The organism is Bradyrhizobium betae, from assembly GCF_008932115.1.
Classification (GTDB): Bacteria; Pseudomonadota; Alphaproteobacteria; order Rhizobiales; family Xanthobacteraceae; genus Bradyrhizobium; species Bradyrhizobium betae.
Genome location: NZ_CP044543.1, coordinates 4,804,539 through 4,830,860 on the forward strand (window position 1 = coordinate 4,804,539; position 26,322 = coordinate 4,830,860).

Consider the following 26,322-nt stretch of genomic DNA (forward strand, 5'->3'; position numbering starts at 1 on the left):
GCCATTCACATCATTGACAGGCGCCTGAATCCAGGCGGCAAGAGTCTTGAGAACCGTCAGCGGTTCTTGCGTCGGGCCAAATCCCTGGTGCAGGGCGCCGTCAAGAAGACCTCGCAGGAACGCGATATCAAGGACGTCCTGGAGGGTGGTGAGGTCACGATCCCGCTCGACGGCATGCACGAGCCGCGGTTCCGCCGTGAGGGCGGAACGCGCGACATGGTGCTGCCGGGCAACAAGAAGTTCGTCGAGGGCGACTATCTCCAGCGCTCCGGCCAGGGCAGCGCCAAGGATTCCGGTCCCGGTGAAGGCGACAGCGAGGACGCCTTCCGCTTCGTGCTCAGCCGCGACGAGTTCGTCGATCTCTTCCTCGACGATCTCGAACTGCCGGATCTGGCCAAACGCAAGATTGCGCAGACCGAGAGCGAGGGTATCCAGCGCGCCGGCTACACCACGTCGGGCTCGCCCTCCAACATCTCGGTGAGCCGGACGGTGCGCCGCGCGATGGCGCGTCGTATCGCGCTCAAACGTCCCAGCAAGGACGAGATCGAGGAGCTGGAAGCGGCAATCGCCGCTTGCACGGACGAGGACGAGCGCTCGCTGATGCTCGCCCAGCTCGAAAAGCTGAAGGCGAAGTCGAAGCGGATTCCGTTCATCGATCCGATCGACATCCGCTATCGGCGCTTCGAGACGGTGCCCAAGCCGGTCGCGCAGGCCGTGATGTTCTGCCTGATGGATGTCTCGGGCTCGATGTCCGAGCACATGAAGGATCTCGCCAAGCGATTCTACATGCTGCTCTACGTGTTCCTGAAACGGCGCTACAAGCACGTCGAGATCGTCTTCATCCGCCACACCGACCGCGCCGAGGAGGTGGACGAGCAGACCTTCTTCTACGGCCCGGCCTCGGGCGGCACGCTGGTCTCCAGCGCGCTGCAGGCGATGCATGAGATCGTGCGCGAGCGCTTCAGCCCGGCGGACTGGAACATCTACGCCGCGCAGGCCTCCGACGGCGACAACTCCTATTCCGACGGCGAGCTCACGGGCATGCTGCTGACCGACAAGATCCTGCCGGTCTGCCAGTTCTTTGCCTATCTCGAGGTCGGGGAATCAGGCGGCAGCGCCTTCGATCTCTCCGACTCCTCGCTCTGGACTCTCTACGAGCGCCTGCGCAACGGCGGCGCACCGCTTTCGATGCGCAAGGTCAGCGAGCGCAGCGAGATCTTCCCGGTGTTCCACGATCTGTTCCAGCGCCGCGAAACGGCCCAGGAGAAAGCTGCTCCATGACGGAAAGATTGTTCGAAGGCGCGGATTGGGACTTTCACACCTTGCAGCGCATTACCGATGCCTGCGAGGAGGTGGCGAAGAACGATCTCGGTCTCGACGTCTATCCGAACCAGATCGAGGTCATCACCGCCGAGCAGATGCTGGATGCCTACTCTTCGGTCGGCATGCCGCTGTTCTACAAGCACTGGTCCTTCGGCAAGCAGTTCGCCTATCACGAGGCCTCCTACCGCAAGGGCCTGATGGGCCTCGCCTATGAGATCGTGATCAACTCTTCGCCCTGCATCTCCTATCTGATGGAGGAGAACACGGCGACGATGCAGACGCTGGTGATCGCGCACGCCGCCTTCGGCCACAACCATTTCTTCAAGAACAACTATCTGTTCAAGCAATGGACCGACGCCGACGGCATCCTGGACTATCTCGATTTCGCCAAGACCTACGTCATGCAATGCGAGGAGCGCTACGGCCGCACCGAGGTCGAGCGCACGCTGGACGCCGCGCATGCGCTGATGTCGCACGGCATCGACCGCTATCCCGGCAAGAAGAAGCTCGACCTGCGCGCCGAGGAGAAGCGGGCAGGGCGCCGCCGCCAGCACGAGGAGGAGGTCTTCAACGATCTCTGGCGCACGGTCCCCAAGGGTGCCGCCAAGAGCAAGTCCACGCTCAGCCTCGAGCGCCGCCGCAAGCTGCTCGGCCTGCCGCAGGAAAACCTGCTCTATTTCCTGGAGAAGAGCGCGCCGCGGTTGGCTCCCTGGCAGCGCGAGCTGCTGCGCATCGTCCGCCACATCGCGCAATATTTCTATCCGCAGAGCCAGACCAAGGTGATGAACGAGGGCACCGCGACCTACGTCCATTACCGCATCATGACCAAGCTGCACCAGACGGGCCGCATCACCGACGGCAATTTCCTCGAATTCCTGCAATCGCACACCAACGTGGTGTTTCAGCCCGAATTCGACGATCGGCGCTTCTCCGGCTTCAATCCCTATGCGATCGGCTTCGCCATGATGCAGGACATCGAGCGCATCGTCACCAGGCCGGAGGACGAGGACCGGGAATGGTTCCCCGATATCGCCGGCAAGAACGACGTAATGGGCGTGCTGCGCGACGTCTGGGCCAACTACCGCGACGAAAGCTTCATCGCCCAGTTCCTGAGTCCGAAGCTGATGCGGCAGCTCCGCATGTTCCATCTGCACGATGATCCCGAGGAGCGTGCCGGCATCCGGGTCGATGCGATTCACGACGAGCGCGGCTTCCGCCGCGTGCGGCGCGAGCTCGCGCGGCAGCACGATGTCGGCTACATCGACGCCAACATCGAGGTGGTCGACGTCGATCTCTCCGGCGACCGCCGGCTGATCCTGCACCACCACGTCATCAAGGGCGCGCAGCTCAACGAGACCGACGCCAAGCGGGTGCTCCAGCACCTCGCCGATCTCTGGACCTACGACGTCTCGCTGATCGAGGTCGACGCCAACGACAAGGTCCTGCGCGAATACGTCGTGAGCCCGCGCCCGATCACCGCGGCGGCCTGAGGGGCTGGTTACGCGGACCAGTATGGCGGGATGCGCGTTGATGCGCCCTCGCCCCTTGTGGGAGAGGGCCGCGACCGCGGCAGACACAAGCTCACTTGGGTGAGGGGTGTCTCTCCACAGTTTCCCGTGCCGATAGAGACCCCTCATCCGGCGCTTCGCGCCACCTTCTCCCACAAGTGGAGAAGGAAGGCATTCGTGGCGCAACGGCTGTGCTATGCGGAGCGCTTCGCCGGCTTCTTCTTCGACGCGTTCAGCTCCACCGCTGCACGGATCAGCGCCTTCAACGCCTTCTCGTTGATCTTTTCGCCCTCGCGAATATCGATCGCACGCCGCACATTGCCGTCGAGGCTGGAATTGAACAGGCCGGACGGGTCATCCAGCGCCGCGCCCTTGGCGAACGTCATCTTCACCACGGCCTTGTAGGTCTCGCCGGTGCAGATGATCCCGTCGTGCTCCCAGACGGGAACGCCGCGCCACTTCCATTCCTCGGTGACATCAGGGTCGGCCTCCTTGATCAGGGCACGGATTCGCCCGAGCATCTCGCCGCGCCAGTCGCCGAGCTCCTTGATCCTGCCGTCGATCATCTTGGACGGCGAAGCACTGTCAGCTTTCGTCGCGCTGCTTGTCTTTGCCGTGACAGCTTTTTTCATGGTCGCCTCGTTCACGCGTTGCTGCGTCGGCTGAGATGGGTCAGCGCGAACAGATATAGCCCGGTAATCAGCAGCGGGATCAGCGGCACAAGCGCGAGGAAGCCGATCCATGCGGCCTGGATCTGCTGAATCATGGCGACGATGTTGGCGATGACGGCGATCGTGAACGCGATCGACAGCCAGCGATGGATCTGCCGAATCCGCATGTTCGAGTTCATTGGGACCTCCCTTGAGAATTGATCTGTGCTGGTGGCGTGGTTCACTCCACCCGCGCCAGCACCTCGTCCAGCTTGGCGAGAAACTGCTTCCAGCCGGCATGCGCGCCGCCATAGGCCTGCTTCTGTGTCGGGCTGAAGCCCGCCTGCTCGACGCGCAGGTGAGTGCCCGCGTCCGTCGGTGTGAGCGTGAAGGTCACCACGCTCTTCAGGTCGAACGCCGCATCCTCATGCGAGAAATTCCAGGTGTAGGCGAGCATGCGCTGCGGCTCGATGGCGAGCACCTCGCAGTCCAGCACGCCGCCCCATTCGCCGCGAAGGTTGAAGCGGTGACCGACTGACGGCTTGAAGTCGTTCTTCATCAGCCATTCCTCGATCAGATGCGGCTGTGTCAGCGCGCGCCAGATCCGCTCCACTGGGGCGGCGAATTCGCGCTCGATCACCACGGAGCGCATCTCGGCTGCGGCTTCTGTCATTGGTCCATCCTCTTGAGGAGATCGTCGAGCGCATCGAGCCGGTTCTGCCAGAACCCGGCCATCTGGCTGGTCCAGTCGATCAGCGGATTGAGCGCGCCGGGCTGCGCGCTGTAATGGGTTTGCCGTCCCGCGTGGCGGTCGCGGACGAGGCCGGCCTGCTTCAGCGCGCCGAGATGCTTCGACACCGCCGGCTGGGAAACGCCCGATCGCGCCGTCAGCGCCCCGACCGTCTGCTCCCCTTCGCGGCACAGCCGCTCGAAGATCGCCCGCCGGGTCGGGTCGGCGAGCGTTCGGAACAAAAGGTCGGGGGCGGCGGACATGTGGAATCCATAACCAGTAAGTTATGGATCAATTCATAACCGTGTGGTTATGAGTAAGTCAAGCGCGATATCTCTACCGTCATTGCTTCGCTGCGCTCGCAATGACGGAGAATGTGGCGCCGCCTTCGCGGCAAACCCTACGGCCGCAGATACAGATAGCCCTGCGACTGCAGCTCGGCCAAACGGACCACGCCGCCTTTCTCCGCGCTGACGAAGCCGGGCAGCAGATCCGTCAGCGTGACGTTCTGCGCCTTCATCGTGTTGCCGCAGGCGGCGAGCTCGACACCGTCCCTGGAGAAATCGCCGACGCGCTTGCTGATATCGGGGTTGGCCTGTGCCCAGTGAAACGCCTTCAGCGCCGGCCCATGGATCACCAGCGCGATCGTCACATGCTCGGGCCCGCCGACGCCGTCGATATGGTTCTGGATGTTGCCGAGCACGAAATTGACCTTCTCGGCGTCGCTGAGATGATAGACTACCCTGAGCTTGTTGCCAGCACCGGCCTCCGTTGCGGCCTGGGCGCGCGAGACGCCGAACGCCGCGCCGAAGGCAGACACGGCGCTCCACAGGATGTTTCGGCGGTTCATGGCGATCTCCTCGACTAAGCCTGACTTCGCCGGAGACATATCATTTGTGGCGGAGCGCGGCGAGTTCCTCGCAGTCAGTCACCAGCGAGGCGCACTCGCTGATTCCGGTGCGGTCGAGGCGGTTCGTCGCAAGCCGGGCGCCGCGCGTTCACGTGCGAATGCTTCGCACTCCCGTGGGGAGCCTCGCGCAAGGTTCCAGCCTTAACACCTTAGAAGGAGGGGCGTTCCTAAACCCCAGGTTGTTGCAAAAGACTGGTCGCGGTCGAACATGTCCGTAAGTCAGAACTTGCCCAACGTCACGATTGGCTTTTCCCGGGGGCGGCTGCTGATGATTTTCGGCGCCTGCCTGCTGCTGACGCTGCTTTGTGCCGGGCTCGCCTTCACCTGGCAGGAAGGCAAGGGCGTCACCACGTTCGAGCTCGCCGCCTGCTATATCGGCGCGGTGTTCTTCGGCCTTGCCACCTGCAGGATGCTCTGGAGGTTGGCCACCGCCAGGGCGCCGGTGGTCTTCATCAGCCGTGTCGGCATTCGCGACACCAGGCTCGCCGACGAGACCATCGCCTGGAGCGCCGTGCGGAAGATACAGATCTGGGACCACCGCGCGCAGAAGTGCGTCGTGCTCAAAGTCGATCCCCTTGTCGCCAAACGATTCGCCGGGGGATTTCTGACGCGCGCCCTGATGAGCAAGGCGCTCGGCACCGACGGCGTGGTCGTCAATGCCGGCGGCCTGACCATGGACGTCGGAACATTGCTCGAGATCTGCAAGCAATATTGGGGGGCCGGACGGCCGGCCCATTTTGACGACGCCGTGCCGGAGCCTGAGGCCGAGCCCGAGCCCGAGCCTGTCAGCTAGAGTAGGACACGCCAGCCGCCATCTCAGCGCAGGCTGGCGTTGAACTTGTCCAGCGCCGCCGAGCCCGGGCACAGCCTATCCGCTTCCAGCGTGTTGAGCGGCGTCTCGACCGTGTTGAGATGGGTGTGCAGATCGTCCGCATCGGGATCGACGTAGAGCAGGCCGGTGACGATCTGGCCCTTCGCGGCGTGCCTTGCGAGGAAGGTCTGGGCCCCCAGCCGGTCGTGCGGATCGTAGTCCGCGTCGATCTTGCGCAGCGCGATCTTGCTGCCGTCATGCTGCTCGACCACCTGCACCGTGCCCGGCGCATAGTCGACCGCGATCGGATCGCGGCCGACCAGCACGTCGAGCCGGTTCACGGCATCGTTGTGCTCGCGGACGTAATCGAAACTCTTGGTCGAGCCGGCGTGGTTGTTGAAGGCGATGCAGGGGCTGATGACGTCGATGAAGGACGCGCCCTTGTGGCCGATCGCGGCCGCGATCAACGGCACCAGCTGGGTCTTGTCGCCGGAGAACGAGCGCGCGACGAAGGTGGCGCCCAGCTGCAGCGCGATCGCGACGAGGTCGATGGCGTTGTCGGTGTTGGTGACGCCCTTCTTGGACTTGGAGCCGCGGTCGGCGGTCGCCGAAAACTGGCCCTTGGTCAGTCCGTAGACGCCGTTGTTCTCGACGATATAGGTCATGTTGACGCCGCGCCGAATCGAATGCGCGAACTGGCCGAAGCCGATCGAGGCGGAATCGCCGTCGCCGGAAACGCCGAGATAGATCAAGTCGCGGTTGGCGAGGTTGGCGCCGGTCAACACGCTGGGCATGCGGCCGTGTACGGTGTTGAAGCCGTGCGAGTTGCCGAGGAAGTAGTCCGGCGTCTTCGACGAGCAGCCGATGCCGGAAATCTTCGCCACCCGGTGCGGCTCGATCGAGAGCTCGTAGCATGCCTCGATGATCGAGGCCGTGATCGAATCGTGGCCGCAGCCGGCGCACAGCGTCGAGATCTTGCCCTCGTAGTCGCGGTGGGTGTAGCCGAGCTCGTTCTTCTTGAGGCCCGGATGATGGAATTTCGGCTTTGCAATGTAGGTCATGACACGGCCTTGCGGAGCGGGGTCACCTTGAGGTGATCCTGGTGGTCGCCAATGGCTTTTGCGATGTAGCGGGCGGTGATCGGGGTGCCGTCGTAATGCACGATCGGCACGAGGCGGACGGGATCGATGCCGTTCTCGTTGACGATCAGCTGCCGCAACTGGCTGTCGCGATTCTGCTCGACCACATAGACGAAGTCGTGCTCGGCGAGGAAGCTCGCCACGCTCGAATGGAACGGGAAGGCGCGGATGCGCAGGCGGTCGAGCTGATGTCCGCGCGCTTCCAGCAGTCCGATCGCCTCGTCCATCGCCGGCGAGGTCGAGCCGAAATAGATCACGCCATATCTGGTCGGCCGTTCCGCGTTGGCTTGCAGCGGCCGTGGCACGAGATCCTGCGCGGTCTCGAACTTGCGGACGAGACGTTGCATGTTGTCGGCATAGACCGAGCCTTCCTCGGAGTAGCGCGCATAGCGATCACGCGAGGTGCCGCGGGTGAAATAGGAGCCCTTGGTCGGATGCGTGCCGGGATAGGTGCGGTAGGGGATGCCGTCGCCGTCGACGTCGAGATAGCGGCCGAAGTCGCGGCCTTGCTCCAGCATCTCCGCGGTCATCACCTTGCCGCGGTCATACTGCTTGGAATCGTCCCATTTCAGCGGACGGCAGAGCCGGTGGTTCATGCCGATGTCGAGGTCGAGCATCAGGAAGATCGTGGTCTGCAGCCGTTCGGCGAGATCGAAGGCGGCCGCCGCGAACTCGAAGGCTTCAGCCGGATCTTCCGGAAACAGCAGCACATGCTTGGTGTCGCCGTGCGAGGCATAGGCGCAGGCGATGATGTCGCATTGCTGGGTGCGGGTCGGCATGCCCGTGGAGGGGCCGGCGCGCTGGATGTTCATGATCACCGCGGGGATCTCGGCGAAGTACGACAGGCCGATGAACTCGGTCATCAGCGAGATGCCCGGGCCGGAGGTCGCGGTGAAGGCGCGGGCGCCGTTCCAGGAGGCGCCAATGACGATACCGATGGAAGCCAGCTCGTCCTCGCCCTGCACGATCGCGTATTTCGCCTTGCCGGTCTCGGGATCGTGCCGGTACTTCTTGCAATGGGCGGTGAAGGCCTCCGCCACTGACGAGGACGGCGTGATCGGATACCAGGCGCACACCGTGGCGCCGCCATAGACGGCGCCGAGCGCAGCCGCGCTGTTGCCCTCGATGAAGATGCGGTCGCCGACCTTGTCGGACTTCTTGATGCGCAAGCCCAGCGGGCATTTCAAATTCTGCAGCGCCCAGTCGCGGCCGAGATGCAGCGCGTGGACGTTGGAGGAGAGCAGCTTCTCCTTGCCCTTGTACTGCTCGCCGATCAGCTGCTCGATCAGCTTCGGGTCCATGTCGAGCAGCGCACTGAGCGCGCCTAAATAGATGATGTTCTTGAACAGCTGGCGCTGGCGCGGATCGGTGTAGGTCGAGTTGGTGATCGCGGTGAGGGGCACGCCGATCACGGTGATGTCGTCGCGGAATTTGGTCGACGGCATCGGCTTGGTGGAATCGTAGAACAGATAGCCGCCGGGCTCGATGCCGGCGACGTCCTTGTCCCAGGTCTGCGGATTCATCGCCACCATCATGTCGACGCCGCCGCGGGCGCCGAGATGGCCGTCCTCCGTCACCCGGACCTCGTACCAGGTCGGCAGGCCCTGGATGTTGGAGGGGAAGATGTTGCGGGGGGAGACCGGCACACCATGGCGCAGGATCGCGCGCGCGAACATTTCGTTGGCGCTGGCCGAGCCCGAGCCGTTGACGTTGGCGAAACGGACGACGAAGTCGTTTACGCTGCTGAGCGGCTTTTTGTCGGACATGTCGAACCTGCGTGAGTCATCTCGATGAAATATTTCTGCATGTCCCAGGCACCGGTGGGACAACGCTCGGCGCACAGCCCGCAATGCAGGCAGACGTCCTCGTCCTTGACCATGACGCGCCCGGTCTTGAGGTCGCTGGACACGTAGAGGTCCTGGTCCGGATGCGGCGACGGCGCCTTCAGGCGATGGCGCAGATCGTCTTCTTCGCCGTTGCCGGTGAAGGTGATGCAGTCCATCGGGCAGATGTCGGCGCAGGCATCGCACTCGATGCAGAGCGAAGTCGAGAACACGGTCTGGACGTCGCAGTTCAGGCAGCGCTCGGCCTCGCCGAGCGCGAGCTTGACGTCGTAGCCGAGCTCGACCTCGGTGCGGATGTCCTTCAGCGCGATCACCTTGTCGCGATGCGGCACCTTGAAGCGCTTGTCGTTGGAGATGTCGTTGTCATAGCTCCATTCGTGGATGCCCATCTTCTGCGAGGAGATTTGCACCTCCGGCAGCGGCCGCTCGGTGATGTCCTCGCCCGAGAGCAGTTTGTGGATCGACAGCGCGGCGTCATGGCCCTGCGCCACCGCCCAGATGATGTTCTTCGGCCCGAACGCGGCGTCGCCGCCGAAGAACACCTTTGGATTGGTCGAGACGAAGGTCTTCGGGTCGACCTTGGGCATGTGCCATTTGTCGAACTCGATGCCGCAATCCTGCTCGATCCAGGGGAAGGCATTCTCCTGGCCGACCGCGACCAGCACGTCGTCGCATGCGATGGTCTGGTCGGGCTCGCCCGAGGGAACGAGATTGCGGCGGCCCTTGGCATCGTATTCGGCCTTCACCTTCTGGAAGGTGATGCCGGTGAGCTTGCCATTGTCGTGCACGAAGGCGACGGGAACGAGGAAGTTGAGGATCGGAATGTCCTCGTGGAGTGCGTCTTCTTTCTCCCACGGCGAGGCCTTCATCTCTTCGAAGCCGGAGCGCACGATCACCTTGACGTCTTCGCCGCCGAGCCTGCGCGCGGTGCGGCAGCAATCCATCGCGGTGTTGCCGCCGCCGAGCACGATGACGCGCTTGCCGATCTTGTCGGTGTGGCCGAACGACACCGACGACAGCCAGTCGATGCCGATATGGATATTGGTAGCCGCTTCCTTGCGGCCCGGAATGTCGAGCTCGCGTCCACGCGGCGCGCCGGAGCCGACGAAGATCGCGTCATACTTCTCCGCGAGCAGCGCCTTCATGCTCTCGATGCGGTGACCTCCCTTGAAGTCGACGCCGAGACCCAGGATGTAGCCGGTCTCCTCGTCGATGACGGAGTTAGGCAGACGGAATTTCGGGATCTGCGTCCGCATCATGCCGCCAGCTTCGGGGTCGCCGTCGAACACCGTGCAGTGATAGCCGAGCGGCGCGAGATCGCGCGCCACCGTCAGCGAGGCCGGGCCACCTCCGACGAAGGCGACGCGCTTGCCGTTTTTCGCGGAAGGGCGCGGCAGGCGCTGCGTGATGTCGTCCTTGAAATCAGCGGCGACGCGCTTGAGGCGACAGATCGCGACCGGCGTCTCCTCGACGCGTCCGCGGCGGCACGCCGGCTCGCACGGACGATCGCAGGTGCGTCCCAGAATTCCGGGAAACACATTCGACTTCCAGTTGATCATGTAGGCGTCGCTGTAGCGGCCTTGCGCGATCAGTCGGATGTATTCGGGAACGGGAGTGTGCGCTGGACAGGCCCATTGGCAATCGACCACTTTGTGAAAGTAGTCGGGGGCCGCGATATCGGTCGGTTTCATTCCTACCCTGTCCGCGCAGGCTCAAGGACCCCGCGGCCTTTTCTTGAGCTTGGCGAACGCTAATGCGCGTCGATCTGGTTTCTGAATGGCGTCATTGGGTTAGCTTATTAGAACGGTTCCGAAGTACAACGGCAAATTTTCGCGATTGACCGCTTTCATGGGAGCTGCGCGTGCACAGCATTAACGTGCCGCGCGCGGTGATGCGGCGATGCAATATATTGCGCTGCGCACGTCGAAGGTCCCGTGCCCCGGACGGGACACGAGAGCAACGCGCGTCAGCTCCGCGCGATGTCGCTCTTCGCCAGATCCCACATCAGGCTGTAAGTGCCGACGGAGACGGGAAGCGGGAAGGGCGCCGCAGCAGGGCCGGTGAAGCGCTCGGCGATGACGGCGGAGACCGCGCCGACATGCGTGCCGTCGATCAGCACGAACCAGTCGCGTGCGCCCTCGTTGCGCGTCGCCGGAATATCCGCCGTTGCGCCTGACAATTCCGGCTCGCTCTCGAGCAGGTGCATCGAGATGATGCCCTCACGCGTCTCGATCGCCAGCTTTTCTTGCAGTGCATCACGCCATGCGCCTGCGTTGTCTGCTGTCGGCCGCAGCCGCACCAGGCCGAGCGCGGCGCCGCGGCCGGTGCCCTTGCTGATGGTGATGCGCGCGACCACGCGCAGCATGTCCTTGAAATGCGCCATGGTCCGCCGCGACCATTCGGTCTGGTTGGCGAGCCGCGCCCGATAGGCGGGGCTGTCGAGCACGTCGAGCGTCGCGGTCGAATACAGCGAGAGATATTTGGGATTGGCCGCATACGCGACATAGCGCCGCGCCTCCAGGAATCCCTCGATCGCGACGCGCTCTTCCAGATGCTCGCGATCGTACCAGCGGTTGAAATCGGGCTCATTGGCTTCGTCGATGTTCATCGACGTCAGCAGCATGCCTTTCCCGGCGAGCGGCATTCTTTTTGTTATCCTTTTTTTGGGCGTTAACGCGCGGCCTTCGATGCGAGATCCGCGATCGACTTCATGACCGCGTCCCGCACGCCGGCATCATAGAGCGAATGTCCGGCTTCTTCCACGATCCTGACCTCGGAACCCGGCCAAACTTTCGCGAGCGCCTGCGATGTCGCGGGCGGGCACAACAGATCGTAGCGGCCCTGCACGATGATGCCGGGAATGCCGTTGAGCTTGCCGGCGTTCCGCAACAGCTGGTTCTCGCTCATGAAGCTGTCGTGGACGAAATAATGCGCCTCCATGAACGGCGTCGCCGGCAGCGTGCGCCAGACGTTCAACGAGGCGAGATCGATCCGCGTCTTGGCCGGCTTGTGCTCGGACAAGGCGCGTTCGGTATCGTGCCAGGCGCGCGACGCCGGGCCGTGCACGGACGGATCGGCATCGAGGATGCGACGATAGTAGGCTTCCACCGGCTGCTCGCGCTCTTCCGGCGGCAGCACGCTGAGGAAATCCTCGTAGAGCGCGGGATAGAATTGCGACAGGCGCGAGGTGAAGGCCGTCTCGACTTCCGCCCGTGTGCCCAGGAATGTCGCGCGCAGCGCGATGCCGGAGACGCGCTCGGGATGCGCCTCTGCATAAGCCAGCGCCAGCGTCGCGCCCCAGGAGCCGCCGACCACCATCCAGCGCGAGATGCCGAATTTCTCGCGGATTGTCTCCATGTCCGCGATCAGATGCGCCGTGGTGTTGTGCGCACGCGATCCCTTGGGACGGCTGCGGCCGCAGCCGCGCTGGTCGAACAGCACCGCATGCATGCGCTCGGGATCGAACAGCCGGCGGTGGTCGGGCTGGCAGCCGCTGCCCGGGCCGCCATGCAGATAAATGGCCGGGATGCCATCGGCGCGCCCAACGCTCTCGACATAGAGCTCATGGCCGTCGCCGACATCGAGCATCTCGGAGGTCAGTGGCGCAAAGGGATCGGCGCGTTTGGCGGATGCGGCCGCGTCGGCGTCAGGCATCATTGCCGGATTCCGGAGTGCCGCCGGCGAAATTGCGATAGAGGAAGCGGTTGGTCTCGCCCTCGGCCTCGCGCTCGGCCTGCTTGAAGATGGTCTCGTGCAGCGGCGACAGCGCGCAGGCGGGATCGGTGTTGGCGGCATCGCCTGTCAGCGCAAAGGCCTGGCAGCGGCAGCCGCCGAAATCGATCTCGCGGAATTCGCAGCTCTTGCACGGCTCCTTCATCCAGCCGGTGCCACGATAGCGGTTGAAGGCCTCCGAGTTCTGCCAGATCCACGCGATCGAATGGTTCGAGCGCACCGACTCGAAGTCGAGTCCGGTGATGCTCTCGGCGGCATGGCACGGCAGCACCTTGCCGGCGGGCGAGATGTTGAAGAACTGCCGGCCCCAGCCGCCCATGCACTTCTTCGGCCGCAGCGCGTAGTAATCCGGCACGACGTAGTCGATGGCGAGCGTGCCCTTGAGCCGCTCCCGCGCCTCCTCGACGATATCAGTGCATGCGTCGAGCTGCGCCACCGTCGGCATCAGCGCGGCGCGGTTCTTCAGCGCCCAGCCGTAATATTGCACGTTGGCGACCTCGAGCCGGTCGGCGTCGAGATCGACAGACATCTGGATGATGTCGGGAAGCTGGTGCAAATTCTGCCGGTGCATCACCGCGTTCACGGTGAGCGGCAGATCGAGCTCGCGCGTCCATTTTGCCACCTCTAACTTCTTGTGGTGGCCGCCTTTGTAGCCGGCGACGCGATCGGCGAGACCTTCCTCGACGCCTTGGAAAGAGATCTGCACATGGCAGAGCCCGGCATCGGCAAGCTCGCTCAGCCGCTCGCGCGTCAGCAGCACGGCCGAGGTGATCAGGTTGGTGTAGAGCCCGACGTCGGTTGCATGCTTGACCAGCTCGACGAGGTCTTTCCGCGCCGTCGGCTCGCCGCCGGAGAAATGCACCTGCAGCACGCCGATCTCGGCGAGCTCGCTCAGCACCTTCTTCCACTCGTCCGTGGTCAGCTCCTTGCCCGAGCGATCGAGCTCGACCGGGTTGGAGCAATAGGGGCACTGCAGCGGGCAGCGGTGGGTGATCTCGAGCAGCACGGCGAGCGGAATGCCGAACGTCTCCGCCGTCGAGCGGCCCTTCTCCAGCACCGCGAGGCTGTCGCTGGCATCGGGCGGGATAATTGGGAGCACGTCGCTCATGGCGTCTTCTCCCGGGCCTCGGTCAAAAAGCCCTTGTCGGCGAGATCCTGCAGCATGACGATGACGTCGGCGAGGATCGCCTCGCGCGGCGCGGCGTATTTCGCCGCCAGCTGGTCGGAGACGTCGCCGACGCTGCGCTCGCCGTTGCAGAGCTGCAAGACCTCGACCGCGATCTCGTCCGGCGCCAGCACGCGTTCCGGCGCCAGGATCACCCAGACCTTGCGCGTCTCGTCGTATTTCAGCTTGGCGTGCCGCGGCAGCACGGGGCGGCTTGCCTCGCTGACGCTGATATGACGCGGCCCGGCCATTTCCGTTCCTCTTCAACCCGCTTTGGGCACGAACGCGCCCGGCGGAATGTTGCCCTCGACATAGGCGTAATAGAGCGCGTCGAGCTGCACCCACAGCACGTTGGTCTTGAAGATCAGCGCGTTGCAGACCGATGCGCGTTGCTCCGGCGTCGTCGCATGCGTCCTGACATAGTCGAGCGCGAAATTGGCGTCGCGCGGCGCCTGGGTCAGGCGGCGCTTGAAGTAGCTCATGGTGTCCGGGTTGACGAAGTCATAGTGCTGCAGCATGCCGGCAATGCGCTCCTCGTGGATGCTGGGCGCGAACAATTCGGTCAGCGACGAGGCGATCGCCTCCAGCGGTGACTTCTCGCGGCAATAATGGACATAGGCTTCGACCGCGAAGCGTGTCGCCGGCAGAATGCCCTCGGTGGATTCCACGTAAGCCGTGTCGAGGCCGAGGCCGTCGGTCAGCTTCAGCCAGCGCTCGATGCCGCCCTCGCTGCCGACATCGCCGTCATGGTCCTCGATGCGGTGCCGCCATTCCAGGCGCGTGGCGCGGTCGCGGAAGCGCGAGATCACCACCGCGTCCTTGATCGGGATCGTGCTCTGGTAATAGTAGCGGTTCAGCGCCCAGGCCTGCACCTGGCCCTTGTTCAGCTTGCCGCCGTGCAGCAGCTTATGAAACGGGTGCAGGCTGTGATAGCGGGTCGCGCCGATGTGGCGCAGCGCCGCCTCCAGCTCCTCGGCCGAATTGAGCCTGATGTCCTTGCCGATCGAGAGTGCAGTCATTCCAGTCAGTGACGCGGCATTCACAACACGATCTCCGTTCCGTCGGCGGGTATCTGCCAGCCCGCCGCCTCGGTGGCTTTGCGCTCGGGTGACGCGGGCAGCAGCGCCGGGTTCGAGTTATTGATATGCAGAAACATCTTCCTGTCGAGCGTGAGATCGGCCAGCCGGGCGATCGCGCCGTCGTCGCCGGACATTGCGACGTGGCCCATGCTCTTGCCGGTCTTGTGGCCGAGCCCGGCCTGGATCATCTCGTCGTCCCGCCAGACCGTGCCGTCGAAGAACACCAGCGCGGCGCCGTCGATCTCGGCCTTGAGCGCGTCGGTCACCTCGGCGCAGGCGGCGATGAAGTAGAAGAACTTGCCGCTGGTCTTGTCGGTGATCTTCAGCCCCAGCGTATCGCCGTCGCCGCTCTCGCCGCCGGGATGCGCCTTGCCTTCGAGATACCAGGCCGATTTGCCAGGCACCGCGAAGGCCAGCACCTCCAGCCCCGAGCGCGCGCCGTTCGGCAATCGTGGCTCGAACGGCTCGCGGATATCGATCGGCTGCCGTTTGACGTTCTTCTCGTTCAGCACGTTGAAGATGCTGTTGCTCGCCAGGATCGCCAGCACCTTGTCATGCGCATAGATCGTGAAGGGCGAGCCCTCGCGCATCGACAGCAGGCCCGCCACCGCATCCACTTCGCTGTTGGTCAGGATCACGCCTGCAACAGGCGTGTGGCGCAGGGCGCCCGCCTTGGGGTGCAGCTGCGGCGTGGCGTTCAATTGCTGGCGAAGGTCGGGCGAGGCGTTGATCAGGAACCAATGTTCGCCGTCGCCGCTGAAGGCGACCGAGGCCTGGGTTCGCAAGAGCTCATGGCCGTTGGCTCGGGCCGTCCGGCAACCCTCGCAGCCGCAATTCCATTGCGGCACTCCGCCGCCGGCCCCGGCGCCCAGGACGACGACGCGAAGCATGTTACGTCTCCTGGAGGCAATGTCGCGAGGTGGATCTCACGCCGACACAAATCCTGTCGTCCGGACATGCATCGTGACTGAAAGATCCACCTGCGCAGAACGCGAACTCACCAGCCGCTTACTTGCGGGTGGCGCTCACATACATGTTGATTTCCATGCCGCAGGGCACTTCGACGATCTTCGGGGCTTTCCAGGCCATATCAGCTCTCCATTTCGCGAACTCGGACGTATCCGCCCATGGGTTAAAGTAATGCGGGCACGAAAGTTCGCCAGTGAAATTTTCCCGAGGAAGCCATGTTGCGCCGCGAAAAATGATGGTGGAACATCAGTTCTGGTGACGCTGCCTTGCGCGTGGCGCATTCGGTCGTGAACGCTGTCCTGATAAAGCAGTTGTGAGTGCAGTGCAGCTTTCAATCCGGTACAGGCGACTTTAGCTGGATCTCGGTGATGCCCAAATATTTCTTCAACACCCGCATTGGCGACGAGTTGATCGTGGATCCCGAAGGCGAGGACCTGCGCAACCCCGATCGTGCCTGGGAGGTCGCCCGCCAGATGATCCTGGAGGTGCTGAAATCCGAGGGGACCCAGCCGGCGCTCATGGAGGCCGTGATCGAGGTGACCGACGTCGAGGGCGAAATCGTGCTGGAATTCCCCTTCACCGAGGCCCTGCTGGACATGCCCGACCAGTCCGCGACGAGGCATTAGCCGCAAGGGCCAGCCACGAGAGCGGTGCCACCTCTCCCCAGCGGGGAGAGGTCGGATTGCGAAGCAATCCGGGTGAGGGGCGGCAGTGTACAGTGAAATCCCAACCCCTCACCCGGATCGCATCTTCGATGCGCTCCAACCTCTCCCTACGGGAGAGGTGCCCCCCCTTCGCCCCTGCGAAATCCGCATGGCTTTGCCGCGTTCCCGGCGCTAAAAGACGCCGGTTAAACGGAGCAAGCCATGCAAGATCTCTGGCGCCTGTCGGCCGCCGACCTCGCCACCCTCGTCAAAGCCAAAAAAGTGTCCGCCCGGGAGGCGGCCAAGGCCGGTCTCGCCCGGCTCGATGCGGTCAATCCCCAGCTCAATGCGGTGATCGACCACCGGCCCGAGGACGTGCTCAAGCAGGCCGACGCCGTCGATGCCGCGATCGCGCGGGGCGAGGACCCCGGCGTGCTCGCCGGCGTCCCCGTTACCATCAAGGCCAATGTCGACCAGGAGGGCTTTGCCACCACCAACGGCCTGAAACTCCAGCGCGACCTGATCGCGCGCGAGGACAATCCGGTGGTCGCCAATTTCCGGAAAGCAGGCGCGGTTCTGCTGGGCCGCACCAATTGCCCGGCCTTCTCCTACCGCTGGTTCACCACCAACCTCGTCCATGGCGACACCAAGAACCCCCGCGATGCCTCGCTGACGCCGGGCGGCTCGTCCGGCGGCGCCGGTTCGGCGGTCGCGGCCGGCATCGGCCATATCGCCCATGGCACCGACATCGCCGGCTCGATCCGCTATCCCGCCTATGCCTGCGGCGTGCATGGCCTGCGTCCGACGCTCGGCCGTATCCCGGCCTTCAACCCGGCGCTGCCGGAGCGCCCGATCGGGCCGCAGATCATGGCGGTCTCGGGACCCTTGGCGCGCACCGTCAACGACATCAGGATTTCGCTCGCCGCGATGTCGGCCCGCGATATCCGCGACCCCTGGTATGTGCCGGCGCCGCTGGAAGGCCCCGCGCGACCGAAGCGTGCCGCGCTCTGCCTCAATCCAGACGGGCTCGCCACCACGCCGGAGGTGAAGGCGGCGGTGGTCGATGCCGGCAAGCGGCTGGAGCGCGCCGGCTGGACCGTCGAGACGATCGAAAACACGCCGCCGATGCGCGAAGCCGTCCAGTGGCAGATCAAACTCTGGCTCGGCGACGGCTTTGAGGCGCAGCTGGAGATGGCCGAGCGCGAAGGCGATCCCGGTGCGCTGGCCTGCCTGCGCGGCAACCGCGCCAAGGTCACGCCGATGGACCAGGCCAATTACGCGCAGGCGCTGACCCGCCGCGCCACGCTGACCCGCGACTGGATGCTGTTCTTCGAAAAATATGCCGTCGTGCTGACGCCGGTCTCCGGCGAGCTGCCGTTCCCCGATCATCTCGACCGCAAGGACGAGGAGTCCTTCAAGCGCGTCTGGGAAGCGCAGATGCCGCAGATCGCGACCCCGTTCATGGGGCTGCCGGGCCTCGTGGTCTCCACCGGCCTCGTCGGCAAGGCGCCGGTCGGCGTGCACATCGTCTCCGGCCGCTATCGCGAGGACCTGTGTCTGCTCGCGGGCGAAGCGATCGAGGCGGGCGGCGTGCCGCCGTCGCCGATCGATCCCGTGGGTTAGCGATGTCCGCCATCTACGACTTCAAGGCCAACTCGCTTGCCGGCGAGGAAGTGCCGATGAAACGTTTCGAAGGCCAGGTGCTGCTGATCGTCAACACCGCGAGCAAATGCGGCTTCACGCCGCAATATCGCGGGCTCGAGGATCTCCATCGCGACCTGTCGCCGCGCGGCTTCTCCGTGCTCGGCTTTCCCTGCAACCAGTTCGGCGCGCAGGAGCCAGGGCAGGCCACCGAGATCCAGACGTTCTGCTCGACCAGTTACGACGTCACCTTTCCCCTGTTCGAGAAAATCGACGTCAACGGCGCCCATGCGCATCCCCTGTATGAGTACCTGAAACGTCAGCAATCCGGCCTGCTCGGTGCCTCCATCAAATGGAATTTCACCAAATTCCTGGTGGACCGTGCCGGCAAGGTGATCGCGCGCTATGCGCCGACCGCCCGGCCGGAAGGATTGCGGCAGCAAATCGAGACCCTGTTATGAGCGAGACAATCATGAGCGACGAATTTCCCGACCGCCTCTCGGTCGATCCGAACAGCCCCTATTACAACGCGGATATTCTCTCCCGCGACGTCGGCATCCGCTTCAAGGGCGTCGAGAAAACCAATGTCGAGGAATACTGCATCAGCGAAGGCTGGGTCCGCGTCACCGCCGGCAACGCCAAGGACCGCCACGGCAACCCGCTGACCATCAAGGTGCACGGCCCGGTCGAGCCGTATTTCAGGGATAAGAAGTAGTTCGAGGCACGCTCTCTCTCTCGACTCATTGCGAGGAGAGAATACGAAATCGCCTGTCTCTCCGCTGTCATGCCCCGGCTTGACCGGGGCATCCAGTACGCCGCGGCCTCTCGGCTCAATCACAATCGTCTCTGGAATACTGGATCGCCCGCTCAAAGCCGGGCGATGACACCGAGGTTGTAGCTACGACAACCGCATATCCAGCAGCCGTCGCCCTTCGCCCTTCAGCAGCTTCTTCACCGCGCTCGACGCCACGACCTCGCCGTCATTCGCATACGCCTCGTGGTTCTTCTCGATGTCGTCGAGGCGGTAGAGATAGTTGACCATCACGCCGGCGGACTCGCGCAGGCCCTTCGGCGAGAGGTCGCCGAGCCAGTTGATGCGCTCGAGCCTCGCGCCGTTGCCGAGATGGAAACGCGCGACGGAATCGATCAGCCGGCCCTTCGGCGTGCGCGCCTTCAGCAAGTAATGCGCGGCGAGCGGCTCGATCACGGCGCGCAGCAGCGTGGTCGTCTCGGGATTCTCGAACCATTTGGGATCGTCGAGGCGCTTCAGCACCTCGCGGTCCTCGTCCGTCAGCGGCAAATCCTTGTCCTGCTTCACCCATTGCATGAAGCCCGGCACCGGTGACAGCGTCACGAAGGTGTCGAGCTTCGGCAATTCGCGGCGCAGCTCCTCGACCACCTGCTTGATCAGGAAGCTGCCGAACGAGATGCCCCCGAGGCCGCGCTGGGTGTTGGAGATCGAATAGAACACCGCGGTGCGGGCGCGCGCGATCGGCAGGTGCTGGCGGTCGACCGCGAGCAGGGGTTGGATCGCGCCCGGAATCGTTTCGGTCAGCGCCACCTCGACGAAGATCAGCGGCTCGTCGACCATGGCGGGATGGAAGAAGGCGTAGCAGCGGCGATCGACCGGATCGAGGCGGCGGCGCAAATCGTCCCAGTCGCTGATCTCGTGCACGGCTTCGTAGCGGATGATCTTTTCGAGGATGTTGGCCGGGGTCGACCAGTCAATCCGGCGCAGCACGAGAAACCCCCTGTTGAACCACGAAGACAGCAGATGCGAGACGTCGCGATCGAGCGCGGCGAGATCGGTGTGGCCTTTCATCATGCCGAGCAGATCGGCCCGCATGTTGACGAGATCGCCGGTGCCGCCGGGCGCGCGGTTGAGGCGGCGGATCAGTTCCTGCCGGCGCGGCTCCGAGGCGAAATGCAGTGCGCTTGCGTCTTCGTCGCTGGGCTTGGCGCGCCACGTCTCGATGGCTTTTGACAGGCGTTCCCGGTCCGGCCCGAAATCACGCACGAGGCCATCGAAAAAGGCGCGGCGTCCCGCCGCATCCAGCTCCTGGTAGATATCCAGCACCTCACGCGCAAGCGCGGTGCCGGAGGCTTCGCCCCGGCCCGACAGCAGCGCGCCGCAGAGCTCGATCAGCCCGTCGGCGTCCTGTTTGGTGTCCGCGCCATCGCCGCGCCGAAGCAGCGTGCGGCCGCGCTCGGAGATGGTGGCGAGCAGATCGGAGAAGAAGGCGTTCGCCATCGGGGCCTTTCGAAACCGGGTTGTGCGGTGCGGGAAGTTTACACGTGATTTGGGCGGAAGCCGATCACAATCATGCAGGGGAATTCGGCAAGTCGAGCTGGGGCGTGCGTTTGGCGAATGCTGTCATGCCCCGCGAAAGCGGGATGCAGCGTGGCCATGCCTACCCCGAAACGCGCTGTCATGCCCCGCGCAGGCGGGGCATCCAGTACGCCGCAGCCCATCGGCTCAATTACTGCCGTCTCGGAATACTGGATCGCCCGGTCAAGCCGGGCGATGACACCGAGTGTGTGGCAAACTCCGTCGGCGTCCGACCCGTCACCTGCCGGAACGCGGCCGAGAACGCCGGCACGCTGGCATAGCCGAGCTGGGTGGCGAGCTGCTTGACCGATACGCCGGCATCGGTGGACAGCCGCTGGATCGCGGCCGCAATCCTGGCGCGCTGGCACCAGCTCTTGAAGCTCAGCTGCGTCTGCGTCGAGAACAATCGCGACAGCGTGCGCGCGGAGGTTCCGACCTCGCGCGCCAGCGTGTCGATGTCGTGCAGGCCGGTGGGATCGTCGAGCACGATCATCGCCGCGCGCCGGCAGCGCGGCTCGCGCGGCAGCGGCACGAACGTGGCGGAATCCTCGGCCTGGTGCAGTTCCAGCATCACCAGCCGCACCAGCAGCTCGGTACGCTCTTGCGTGTTGCGGGCGTCGAACAGCGCGAGGATCGCCTGGTGCAGCAGCGGCGACACCCGCACCACGAATTCCTTGGCGAGGCCCTCGTTGCGCTGCTCGCGCGTCAGCCAGGGCAGGTCGAAATACAGCGTGCGCATCTCGATGTCGGCGAGCACGTCGATGGCATGCTCGAGCCCCGCGGGCACCCAGACCGCGCGGTCCGGCGGCACCAGCCAGCGCCCTCCGGGCGTGGTCACCTGCATGGTGCCCTTCGCTGCGTAGACCAGCTGGGCCTCGCGGTGCATGTGCGGGTCGAGCCGCAGGCCCCTCGGGTAGTCCCGCGCGACCAGATGCACGCCCGCGGTCGAGCGATGGTTGCCCCGGACCTCCCGGAGGATTGGCGTTTCCAAAATTGGCGTTTCCAAAGTTGGCGTCTTCAAGACAGTCATTGGCCGCATCCCGTCATGGGTCAGACATATAACTCATTTTCGAGCAGGAGAGGATTCGTATGAACAGCCCCAGCCGGGTCATCAGTTTCGTCAACGCAGGCCATTTCATCGACCATTATGCGATGCTGATCTTTGCCGCCGCCGTGATCATCATGGGGCCGGCGCTCGGCATGGCCTATTCGGAACTGCTGCCTTACGCGACGCCGGGCTTCATCGCCTTCGGCGCGGGCTCGCTGCTCACCGGCTGGCTCGGGGATCGCTGGAGCCGCCGCCACATGATGCTGATCTTCTTCGTCGGCATCGGCCTGTCCATGATCTCGGTCGGCTTTGTGCGGACGCCGGCTGAACTCGGCGCCGCGCTGTTCGCGATCGGCATCTTCGCCTCGATCTACCATCCCGTCGGCACCGCGATGATCGTGTCCTATGCCGATCGGCTCGGCCGCGAGATGGGGATTAACGGCGTCTGGGGCAATCTCGGCGTTGCGTCTTCGGCGCTCGTCACCGGCGTGATCGGCCAGTATCTCGGCTGGCGCTTTGCCTTCATCGTTCCGGGCGTGGTCACGATCCTGATCGGCATCGCGTTTGCGATGATGGTCGTGCACGAGGACCGCAAGGGTTCGAAGCAGGCGGCGGCTCAGGCGCGCGTCGCCAAGCAGGACATGTGGCGCGTGATCCTCGCGCTCCTGATCGTCGTGATCGCGATCTCCACCACGTTCAACGCCGTCACCGTGGCGCTGCCGAAGCTGTTTGCCGAGCGGCTCGCCGACCTCACCAAGAGCCCGGCGCTGCTCGGAATCATCGCGGCCTGCGTCTACGTCTTCGGCGCGATGACGCAGTACACGATCGGCCGGCTGCTCGACCGCTATTCGCTGAAGACGGTGGCGCTGCCGCTGTCCTTCATGCTGGCGCCGTTCCTCTATCTCGCCGCGAGCCTGTCCAATCTGCCGCTGATTTTGGTTTCGATCGGCATCGTCATGGGCGCGTTCGGGCAGGTCACGGTGAACGACGCCATGGTCGGCAAATACACCAGCGAGGAATGGCGCTCGCGCGCCTATGCGGTGCGCTATTTCATCGGCTTCACCGCGGCCGGCGCTTCGGTTGGCCTGGTCGCGTGGCTCTATGAACGAGGCGGCTTCGTCACCATGCTGCACGCCTTCGCCGCGCTCTGCCTGCTCGCGATCGCCGCCGCGATCATCCTGCCGCGCGAGATCCGGACACCGCAAGCGGTGTGAGGCTCTCGTGTCCCGGACGCGCCGCAGCGTGCAACGCTGCTGCGCAGAGCCGGGGCACGGGTGATTGTCGTGAGGCGCGCAACTGTCTCCCCATGGTCATTCCGGGCTCGTCGCTCCGCGACGCCCCGGAATGACGAGAGACGGCGTGGCTTTTTCCACGCGTCATTGCGAGCGCAGCGAAGCAATCCAGAATCTGTCCGCGGAGGACTCTGGATTGCTTCGCTGTGCGCTCGGAATGACGGATGAGACGGCAAGGACGGGGGACGGGGAGGCACCCTGCGCATGCCGCCGATGATGCCATTCTGCCCCTGTTTTGCCCGACGGCGCAAGTCATTTCGGTGAGACCGAAATTTTCCAAGCCTTTTCAACCCCTCCCTACTGTGCATGGGGTTGTTCTAGCATCTTCGTCACCGCGGCGAAAAACCTACGGCTTCACCTCCGCCACCGGCTGCGCCTTCGGCGACTTCCTCGACGCGCGCCAGTTCTCGAACCGCTGCACCACCACGAAGAAGGCCGGCACGAACAGCACCGCGAGGCAGGTCGAGGCCAGCATGCCCGAGAACACCGTGATGCCGATCGACTTGCGGGCGCTGGCGCCGGCGCCGGTGGCGAGCACCAGCGGCGCCACGCCGAGGATGAAGGCGAACGACGTCATCAGGATCGGGCGGAAGCGGGCGCGTGCCGCCTCGATCGCGGATTCGAGCACAGGCTTGCCGTCGCGGCCGTGCAGCTCGAGCCCGACCTCGACGATCAGGATGGCGTTCTTGGCCGACAGCGCGATCAGCAGGATCAGGCCGATCTGGCAGTAGAGGTTGTTGTCGATCTTCAAGCCGTTGAGGATCAGCGTCGGCCCGATCAGCGACAGCGGCACCGCCAGGATCACCGAGATCGGCGCGTACCAGCTTTCATACTGGCCGGCGAGCACGAGATAGACCAGCAGCATGGCGAGGCCGAACACCCAGTAGATCTGGCCCGAGACCGCCTTCTCCTGATATGACATCGCGGTCCATTCGTAGCCGGTGCCCGGCGGCAGCGTCTTGTCCGCGATCTCCTCCATCAGCTTCAGCGACTGGCCGGACGAATAGCCCTGCGCCGGCAGGCCGATCACCGTCGAGGACGGATAGAGATTGTAGAGGCTGATCAGCGACGGGCCGGTGGCCGGCGTAATCGTGGCGACGGTGCCGATCGGGATCATGTCGCCGTTCGAGTTGCGCACCATCATGTTGGCGATGTCGCGCTCGGTGATGCGGAAGGCCGGATCGGCCTGGGTGTAGACCTGGAAGACGCGGCCGAACTTGTTGAACTGGTTGACGTAGGACGAGCCGAGATAGGTCGACAGCGCCGAGAATACCTGGTCGGTGGTCACGTGCAGCGTCTGGGTCTTGATGCGGTCGATCTCGACGTCGAACTGCGGCACCGAGGAGCGGAACGAGGACTGCACGCGCTGCAGCGCGCTCTGGCTCTGGCCGTTGCTGACCACCGCGCCGGTGATCGCCTGCAGCTTGGCGAAATCGCTGTTGCCGTCGCGCAGTTCGACCTGCATCGAGAAGCCGGCGGCGTTGCCGATGCCCTGGATCGGCGGCGGCGGCAGCACGATGGTGCGGGCCTCCATGATGACGGCGAGCTTGTCGTTCAGTCCATACACCAGCGAGCGCAGATCCTCGCCGGGGCCCTTGCGCGCGTCCCAGTCCTTCAGGATGATGTAGGCGACGCCGGCATTGGCGAGGCTGGCGCTGCTGTCGAGCGCGGAGATGCCGGCGATGGTGATGACCTGCTGGACGCCCGGTGTCTCCTTGATGATCCCGCTGGCACGGTCGAGCACCTTCTGGGTTCGCTCCAGCGAGGCGCCGTCGGGCAGCTGAATGGCCGCGATCAGATAGCCCTGGTCTTCGATCGGCAGGAAGCCGGTCGGCACCCGCGACAGGCCGTAGCCGCCGGCGACGATCAGCACCAGTGCGAACGCGACCGACACCGTGGCATGTCCGCACAGGAAGGTGATCAGCCGCGTGTAGCCGCGCTCGACCCGGTTATAGACGTTGTTGAAGCCGCGATAGAAGAAGTTGCGCTGCTCCGGCGGCACGGTCGGCCGCAGCCACAGCGCGCATTGCGTCGGCTTCAGGGTCGCCGCGTTGATGGCGGACAGAAGCGCGGTCGCCGCGATCACCAGCGCGAATTGCGAGTAGATGCGGCCCGTCAGGCCGGCGAGGAACGAGGCCGGCAAGAACACCGAGATCAGCACCAGCGTGATGCCGACGATCGGCGCGAACAGCTGGTCCATCGCCCGGATCGCGGCGTCGTGGCCGTTCATGCCCTGCTCGATGTTGTGGGCGGCGCCTTCGACCACGACGATGGCGTCGTCGACCACGATGCCGATTGCGAGCACGATCGCAAACAGCGTCGACATGTTGATGGTGAAGCCGAGCGCCGCCATCGCGGCGAAGGCGCCGATGATGGTGACGGGCACCGTCGTTGCCGGCACCAGCATCGCGCGCCAGTCCTGCAGGAACACCAGGATCACGACCAGCACCAGGAGGCCGGCCTCGATCAGCGTCATGTAGACCTCGTGCACCGAGGCCTCGACGAATTTGGTGGTGTCGAACGGCGTGTCGTATTTGATGCCTTCGGGGAATCGCTTGGCGAGCTCCACCATCTTCTTCTCGACGGCCTGCTCGACCTGGAGCGCGTTGGCGCCGGGCGACTGGAAGACGCCGATGCCGACGGCGGGCTGCTTGTTCAGCGAGAAGATCTGGCTGTAGGTCTGCGCGCCCAATTCGACCCAGCCGACGTCGCGCACGCGCGTGACGTCGCCGGCGGTACCCGATTTGACGATGATGTTCTCGAACTGGCTGGTGTCGTCGAGCCGGCCGTTGACGTTGAGCGTGTACTGGAACGCCTGGCCCGGCGGCGTCGGCGGCGCGCCGATCTGGCCGGCGGAGACCTGCTGGCTCTGCTGCTGGATAGCCTGGATGACGTCCTGCGGCATCAATCCGCGCACCTGCAGCTTGTTCGGGTCGAGCCACACCCGCATCGAATACTGGCCGGCGCCGAACACCGTGACGTTGCCGACGCCGGGCAGGCGTGACAGCTCGTCGCGGATGTTGATGGTGGCGTAGTTGCTCAGGTACAGGCTGTCGAACCTTGAGTCCGGCGAGGTCAGCGTCACGAACAGCAGGATCGAGGTCGATTTCTTCTGGACGGTGACGCCCTGGTTCTGCACCGATTGCGGCAATTGCGACAGCGCGCTGGAGACGCGGTTCTGCACCAGCACCTGCGCGAAGTTCAGGTCGGTGCCGATCTTGAAGGTCACGGTCAGCGTATAGGTGCCGTCGGAGGCGCTGTAGGACTGCATGTAGAGCATGTCCTCGACGCCGTTGACCTGTTGCTCGATCGGCAAGGCAACTGTGTCGATCACGGTCTTGGCGCTGGCGCCGGGATAGCGCGTTGTGACCTGCACCGTCGGCGGCACCACGTCGGGATATTGCGCGATAGCCAGATTGAACAGCGCGACGCCGCCGATCAGGATCATCAGGAGCGCGATGACGTTCGAGAGGACCGGCCGCTCGATGAAGAATTTTGAGATCATGAC

At 64.4% G+C, this 26,322-nt stretch carries 26 protein-coding genes; 8 read left to right on the forward strand and 18 right to left on the reverse strand.

Features of this window, described 5'->3' with window-relative positions:
* The first annotated feature begins 3 nt into the window (after positions 1-3).
* Both F8237_RS22975 and F8237_RS22980 read left to right on the forward strand, forming a co-directional pair.
* Positions 4-1,281, forward strand: a complete 1,278-nt coding sequence (locus F8237_RS22975) for a YeaH/YhbH family protein (protein ID WP_201280223.1) — start codon at positions 4-6, stop codon at positions 1,279-1,281.
* Positions 1,278-2,813 carry a SpoVR family protein gene (locus F8237_RS22980; protein WP_151648154.1) on the forward strand — a complete coding sequence of 512 codons (1,536 nt, stop codon included), beginning with the start codon at positions 1,278-1,280 and terminating at the stop codon, positions 2,811-2,813. Before F8237_RS22975 ends, F8237_RS22980 begins: the two co-directional genes overlap by 4 nt.
* Positions 2,814-3,025: 212 nt before the next feature.
* Here F8237_RS22980 and F8237_RS22985 read toward each other — a convergent pair whose 3' ends face one another.
* The 5 genes from F8237_RS22985 to F8237_RS23005 form a co-directional block, all read right to left on the reverse strand.
* Entirely contained in the window at positions 3,026-3,463 is a 438-nt protein-coding gene (locus F8237_RS22985) for a DUF1801 domain-containing protein (protein WP_151648156.1), read from the reverse strand.
* An 11-nt stretch (positions 3,464-3,474) separates the two neighbouring features.
* Positions 3,475-3,681: a hypothetical protein gene (locus F8237_RS22990; protein WP_015684111.1), complete on the reverse strand. Its 207-nt coding sequence runs from the start codon at positions 3,679-3,681 to the stop codon at positions 3,475-3,477.
* Positions 3,682-3,722: 41 nt separating this feature from the next.
* Positions 3,723-4,154, reverse strand: coding sequence for an SRPBCC family protein (locus F8237_RS22995; RefSeq protein WP_151648158.1), 432 nt, complete (start codon positions 4,152-4,154; stop codon positions 3,723-3,725).
* Complete coding sequence (locus F8237_RS23000; RefSeq protein WP_151648160.1) at positions 4,151-4,474, reverse strand: ArsR/SmtB family transcription factor; 324 nt, start codon at positions 4,472-4,474, stop codon at positions 4,151-4,153. The genes F8237_RS22995 and F8237_RS23000 overlap by 4 nt, the downstream gene beginning before the upstream one ends.
* A 137-nt stretch (positions 4,475-4,611) precedes the next feature.
* Entirely contained in the window at positions 4,612-5,061 is a 450-nt protein-coding gene (locus tag F8237_RS23005; protein ID WP_151648162.1) for a DsrE family protein, read from the reverse strand.
* A gap of 268 nt (positions 5,062-5,329) precedes the next feature.
* Here F8237_RS23005 and F8237_RS23010 point away from each other — a divergent pair, with 268 nt between their 5' ends.
* Entirely contained in the window at positions 5,330-5,914 is a 585-nt protein-coding gene (locus F8237_RS23010; protein WP_151648164.1) for an STM3941 family protein, read from the forward strand.
* A 23-nt stretch (positions 5,915-5,937) separates the two neighbouring features.
* Here F8237_RS23010 and F8237_RS23015 read toward each other — a convergent pair whose 3' ends face one another.
* The 10 genes from F8237_RS23015 to pqqA form a co-directional block, all read right to left on the reverse strand.
* Positions 5,938-6,993: a 2-oxoacid:ferredoxin oxidoreductase subunit beta gene (locus F8237_RS23015; RefSeq protein ID WP_151648166.1), complete on the reverse strand. Its 1,056-nt coding sequence runs from the start codon at positions 6,991-6,993 to the stop codon at positions 5,938-5,940.
* Positions 6,990-8,837 (reverse strand): 2-oxoacid:acceptor oxidoreductase subunit alpha, encoded by a 1,848-nt coding sequence (locus F8237_RS23020; RefSeq protein ID WP_162006175.1) that lies wholly within the window; start codon positions 8,835-8,837, stop codon positions 6,990-6,992. Before F8237_RS23020 ends, F8237_RS23015 begins: the two co-directional genes overlap by 4 nt.
* The gene (locus F8237_RS23025; RefSeq protein ID WP_151648170.1) at positions 8,807-10,606 is read right to left on the reverse strand and encodes an FAD-dependent oxidoreductase; all 1,800 of its coding nucleotides are present in this window, start codon (positions 10,604-10,606) and stop codon (positions 8,807-8,809) included. Before F8237_RS23025 ends, F8237_RS23020 begins: the two co-directional genes overlap by 31 nt.
* A 275-nt stretch (positions 10,607-10,881) precedes the next feature.
* Positions 10,882-11,559, reverse strand: a complete 678-nt coding sequence (locus F8237_RS23030) for a DUF4286 family protein (protein ID WP_151648172.1) — start codon at positions 11,557-11,559, stop codon at positions 10,882-10,884.
* Positions 11,560-11,585: 26 nt separating this feature from the next.
* Entirely contained in the window at positions 11,586-12,572 is a 987-nt protein-coding gene (gene pip / locus F8237_RS23035) for a prolyl aminopeptidase (protein ID WP_151648174.1), read from the reverse strand.
* Positions 12,562-13,755 (reverse strand): pyrroloquinoline quinone biosynthesis protein PqqE, encoded by a 1,194-nt coding sequence (gene pqqE / locus F8237_RS23040; RefSeq protein ID WP_151648176.1) that lies wholly within the window; start codon positions 13,753-13,755, stop codon positions 12,562-12,564. The genes pip and pqqE overlap by 11 nt, the downstream gene beginning before the upstream one ends.
* Complete coding sequence (gene pqqD, locus F8237_RS23045) at positions 13,752-14,063, reverse strand: pyrroloquinoline quinone biosynthesis peptide chaperone PqqD (protein ID WP_151648178.1); 312 nt, start codon at positions 14,061-14,063, stop codon at positions 13,752-13,754. The genes pqqE and pqqD overlap by 4 nt, the downstream gene beginning before the upstream one ends.
* Positions 14,064-14,075: 12 nt before the next feature.
* Positions 14,076-14,831, reverse strand: a complete 756-nt coding sequence (pqqC, locus tag F8237_RS23050; protein ID WP_374761597.1) for a pyrroloquinoline-quinone synthase PqqC — start codon at positions 14,829-14,831, stop codon at positions 14,076-14,078.
* A 20-nt stretch (positions 14,832-14,851) separates the two neighbouring features.
* A complete protein-coding gene (gene pqqB, locus F8237_RS23055) occupies positions 14,852-15,781 on the reverse strand; it encodes a pyrroloquinoline quinone biosynthesis protein PqqB (protein ID WP_151648188.1) in 930 nt (309 codons plus the stop codon).
* Positions 15,782-15,899: 118 nt separating this feature from the next.
* Entirely contained in the window at positions 15,900-15,980 is an 81-nt protein-coding gene (gene pqqA / locus F8237_RS23060) for a pyrroloquinoline quinone precursor peptide PqqA (RefSeq protein WP_007595659.1), read from the reverse strand.
* 248 nt (positions 15,981-16,228) lie between these two features.
* Here pqqA and F8237_RS23065 point away from each other — a divergent pair, with 248 nt between their 5' ends.
* The 4 genes from F8237_RS23065 (at position 16,229) to F8237_RS23080 (ending at position 18,860) form a co-directional block, all read left to right on the forward strand.
* Positions 16,229-16,486 carry a DUF6894 family protein gene (locus tag F8237_RS23065; protein ID WP_162006176.1) on the forward strand — a complete coding sequence of 86 codons (258 nt, stop codon included), beginning with the start codon at positions 16,229-16,231 and terminating at the stop codon, positions 16,484-16,486.
* Positions 16,487-16,726: 240 nt separating this feature from the next.
* Entirely contained in the window at positions 16,727-18,127 is a 1,401-nt protein-coding gene (locus tag F8237_RS23070) for an amidase family protein (protein WP_151648192.1), read from the forward strand.
* Positions 18,128-18,129: 2 nt separating this feature from the next.
* Entirely contained in the window at positions 18,130-18,606 is a 477-nt protein-coding gene (locus F8237_RS23075) for a glutathione peroxidase (protein WP_151648194.1), read from the forward strand.
* Entirely contained in the window at positions 18,603-18,860 is a 258-nt protein-coding gene (locus F8237_RS23080) for a DUF3297 family protein (protein ID WP_015684132.1), read from the forward strand. Before F8237_RS23075 ends, F8237_RS23080 begins: the two co-directional genes overlap by 4 nt.
* A 183-nt stretch (positions 18,861-19,043) precedes the next feature.
* On the opposite strand, the gene F8237_RS23085 is transcribed toward F8237_RS23080, so the two are convergent.
* Both F8237_RS23085 and F8237_RS23090 read right to left on the reverse strand, forming a co-directional pair.
* A complete protein-coding gene (locus F8237_RS23085) occupies positions 19,044-20,396 on the reverse strand; it encodes a malonyl-CoA decarboxylase (protein WP_151648196.1) in 1,353 nt (450 codons plus the stop codon).
* Positions 20,397-20,625: 229 nt separating this feature from the next.
* Positions 20,626-21,513: an AraC family transcriptional regulator gene (locus F8237_RS23090; RefSeq protein ID WP_162006177.1), complete on the reverse strand. Its 888-nt coding sequence runs from the start codon at positions 21,511-21,513 to the stop codon at positions 20,626-20,628.
* Positions 21,514-21,563: 50 nt separating this feature from the next.
* Here F8237_RS23090 and F8237_RS23095 point away from each other — a divergent pair, with 50 nt between their 5' ends.
* A complete protein-coding gene (locus F8237_RS23095; protein WP_151648200.1) occupies positions 21,564-22,736 on the forward strand; it encodes an MFS transporter in 1,173 nt (390 codons plus the stop codon).
* A gap of 424 nt (positions 22,737-23,160) precedes the next feature.
* On the opposite strand, the gene F8237_RS23100 is transcribed toward F8237_RS23095, so the two are convergent.
* Complete coding sequence (locus F8237_RS23100; RefSeq protein ID WP_151648202.1) at positions 23,161-26,319, reverse strand: efflux RND transporter permease subunit; 3,159 nt, start codon at positions 26,317-26,319, stop codon at positions 23,161-23,163.
* Between the last annotated feature and the right edge of the window lie 3 nt (positions 26,320-26,322).